The sequence below is a fragment of the Streptomyces huiliensis genome (assembly GCF_020037025.1).
GTDB classification, from domain to species: domain Bacteria; phylum Actinomycetota; class Actinomycetes; order Streptomycetales; family Streptomycetaceae; genus Streptomyces; species Streptomyces huiliensis.
Genome location: NZ_JAIQLH010000468.1, coordinates 1 through 2,919, shown reverse-complemented (window position 1 = coordinate 2,919; position 2,919 = coordinate 1). Strand labels below are relative to the sequence as shown.

1 protein-coding gene and 1 pseudogene are annotated in these 2,919 nt (G+C 75.3%); both read left to right on the top strand.

The window, feature by feature from the left end:
• Positions 1–369: 369 nt before the first annotated feature.
• Positions 370–1,266: a hypothetical protein gene (locus JNW98_RS35190; RefSeq protein WP_223772331.1), complete on the top strand. Its 897-nt coding sequence runs from the start codon at positions 370–372 to the stop codon at positions 1,264–1,266.
• Positions 1,267–1,312: 46 nt separating this feature from the next.
• A pseudogene (locus tag JNW98_RS35185) lies at positions 1,313–2,919 on the top strand (hypothetical protein); the annotation flags it as partial.

Sequence of the window (2,919 nt, the reverse complement as noted above, 5' to 3'; positions counted from 1 at the left end):
ACGACGGGACGGTGCTGGACGATCCGGAGTTCGGCGGGGCCGATTTGATTGTGGGCACTGCGCTGCTGGACGCGGCGGGTATGGCGGCGGATCGGTCGGAGGCGTCGTGAGTGTGCCCCGGTCCCGCCCTTTCACCGTTTCCTGGGGCTCCGCCCCAGACCCCGTTATCGCGGCTTCGCCGCTCGTCCTCAAACGCCGGACGGGCTGGATTCGGCCTGGGCGTGCTCTTCAGCCCGTCCGGCGTTTGAGGACAACCGCGCGGAGCGCGGTTTCGGGGGTGCGGGGGCTTGCCCCCGCAAGAAACGGTGAAAGGGCGGGACTGGGGCAAGCCCTCCCCAACAGCAGCGACAAGCACAGGAGCACCAAACCGTGACTGAGTACGAGGCCGACGAGACGGCGTACGAGGGCGCGCCCGACGAACAGCCGGAGCGTCCGGCAAACGCCCCCCTCACCCCCGCCGACGCCGCGGACGCGGCCCGGCTCGTAGCCTTCGGCCTCCAGCCCAAGCTCCAGCCCGCCCGCGACGCCGACTACACCGAACTCCTGCGCCGCCACCGCGACGACCCCGCCTTCGCCCGGCTCGCCGACGCCGTCGCCGCCGGGCTGGGGCTGGTGGTGCTGGAGGTGTCGACGCGGGCCGGCATGGCCGTGACCGCCGCCGAGGACTCCGTCTTCGCGGTCCGGATAAGCGACTACGCCCGCCGGGCCACCGCCGACTCCGGCGACCGGTTCCTGCACGGCCTCGCCCACCTGGCCGTCGCGGCCATGGCGTTCCCCCGGCCCGAGGACCTGGCCGACGACGGGTACATCGGCCGGATCACCGTCAACGGCGTCGACGCGTTCGTCCGGCAGGCGTGCCGCCGGCTGGAGGAGCGGGCGGCGGAGACGGGGGAGAACACCGACCCCGTCACCGACGCGCCCGGTCTGGAGGCCGCCTGGCGGGTCTACGCGCGGCGCAGCGCCACCGGCGCCACGAAGGACGCCCGCAGGCTGGCCGGTTCCACCACGGGCATCATCGCCAAGGCCGTCGCCTTCCTCGTGGACTCCGGCTTCCTCCAGCGCACCGGCGACGACGCCGGCGGCGCCTTCCGCACCACGCCGCGCTACCAGCTCCAGGTCCGCGACATGGCCGGCAGCGCCGCCATGGCCGAGCTGCTGGAGCTGGGCGTCGTGCCGGTCGGCGACGGCGCCGCCACGCTGCTGCCGCCGGACGACGCCGAGGACCTGGACCTGGTCGCCGACGCCGGCCTGCCGTTCCACTCCTGACCGTTCCCGTCCACCGATCTGCGACGAAGACAAACGAGAGTCCGCCATGTACGAGCTGTCCCGGGTCCGCCTCTACTCCATCGGGCCCGCCGGTGCGCGCTACGCCGACACCGTGCTGGACCTGCGGGGGGTGGGCGCGCCCGTACCGTCGCCCGCGCCCGCGCAGGCGGATTTCTTCGAGGAGGAGCCGGTCGGCCCGCCGCGCCGGCCCGCGCCCGCGGGCGTGCTCTTCCTGGAGAACGGCGGCGGCAAGTCCGTCCTGCTCAAGCTGATCTTCTCGGTGATGCTGCCGGGCCACCGCAACACCCTCGGCGGCGCCAGCTCCGGCGTGCTCCGCAAGTTCCTGCTGGCCGACGACTGCGGGCACGTCGCCCTTGAGTGGCAGCACGTCCTGACCGGTGAGTCGGTCGTCGTCGGCAAGGTCAGCGAGTGGCGCGGTCGGCAGGTCTCCAACGACCCGCGGAAGTTCGCGGAGGCGTGGTACTCGTTCCGGCCAGGACCGGGGATGAGCCTGGACGCGCTGCCCGTCGCGGAGTCGACCGCCATGCGCCCCCGCGCCGAGGGCGCCTCCACGGCCCGCGGCCGCCGCCGCACGATGAAGGGGTTCCGCGACGCCCTCACCGAGGCCGGCAAGGCGTACCCCAACCTGGACGTGGTGTGGGAGGAGGTCCACGAGCGCTGGAACGAGCACCTCGGCGAGCTCGGCCTCGACCCCGAACTCTTCCGCTACCAGCGGGAGATGAACGCCGACGAGGGCGAGGCCGCCGGCCTCTTCGCGGTCAAGAACGACTCCGACTTCACCGACCTGCTGCTGCGGGCCGTCACCGACACCCGTGACACCGACGGCCTCGCCGACCTCGTCCACGGCTTCGCCCACAAGCTCGGCCGCCGCGCCGAGCTCACCGCCGAACGCGACTTCACCGCCGGCTCCCTCGACCTGCTCTCCCGCATCGTCGAGGCCGGCGCCCGCCGCGACCAGGCGCGGGGCGTGCACGCCGGTGCCGAGCGCCGTACCCGCGTCCTCGCCCGCCGGCTCTCCGCGCGCGCCGCCGAGGAGCGCGGCCGCGCCGGCGAGCTCGCCGACCAGGTGGCCGCCGCCGCGCACCGCGTCACCGACGCCGAGACCGCCCGCGAGCACGGCTCCCGGATCGCCGCCGAACTCGCCTACCGGCACGCCTCGCTGGCGCTCGCCGCCGCCGAGAAGTCGGCCGCCGCCCAGCGCCGCGAGCTCAACGACGCCCGTACCCTGCACTCCGCCTGGCAGGCCGCCGAGACCGTGCTGCGGCACCGGGCCGCCGCCGACCGCTCCGCCCGCGTCGCCGCCGCCATCCACGAGGCCGAACGCGACGCCGCGCCCGCCCTCGCCGCCCGCACCAAGGCCGCCGCCGCCCTCGTCCGTGCCCTCAACGCCGCCGCCGAGCAGGGCGAGCGGCTCGCCGACGAGCAGGAGGAGCGCTCCGCGGTCCTCCAGGAGACCGGCGAGGCCGCCCACCGCGACGCCACCGCCGCCGCCACCGAGGCCCAGCGCGCCCGCAGCGAGGCCGGCCACCTGCGGCAGCGGCTGGCCGAGGTCGAGCAGGAGACCGCCGAGGCCGTCCGCGCCGGCTGGCTCGACGACAGCGCCCCCGACGCCGACCCGGCCCGCGCCGCCCT